Origin of the sequence: Anaerovorax odorimutans, assembly GCF_024459955.1 — a bacterium.
GTDB classification, from domain to species: domain Bacteria; phylum Bacillota; class Clostridia; order Peptostreptococcales; family Anaerovoracaceae; genus Hominibacterium; species Hominibacterium odorimutans_A.
In genome coordinates, this window is the sequence record NZ_JANFXK010000232.1 from 1 (window position 1) to 227 (window position 227).

The 227-nt window shown below is 41.9% G+C and carries 1 protein-coding gene; it reads left to right on the top strand.

Annotated features, from left to right (window positions below; genetic code table 11):
• Positions 1 to 11: 11 nt before the first annotated feature.
• A partial coding sequence (rplS, locus tag NE619_RS18595; protein ID WP_256133935.1) for a 50S ribosomal protein L19 occupies positions 12 to 227 on the top strand: 216 nt, incomplete at its 3' end.

The window sequence follows — 227 nt, forward strand, 5'->3', positions numbered from 1 at the left end:
GGTCACACAAAATGAACGATATCATTAAGAAAATCGAAGCAGAACAGTTGAAAGAAAACGCACCGGAATTTAATGTGGGCGATACAGTAAAAGTATACGCGAAGATTAAAGAGGGAAACCGCGAAAGAATCCAGGTTTTTGAAGGAACAGTTCTGAAAAGACAGGGCGGCGGAGCAAGAGAGACTTTCACAGTAAGAAAGACATCTAACGGAATCGGAGTTGAGAAG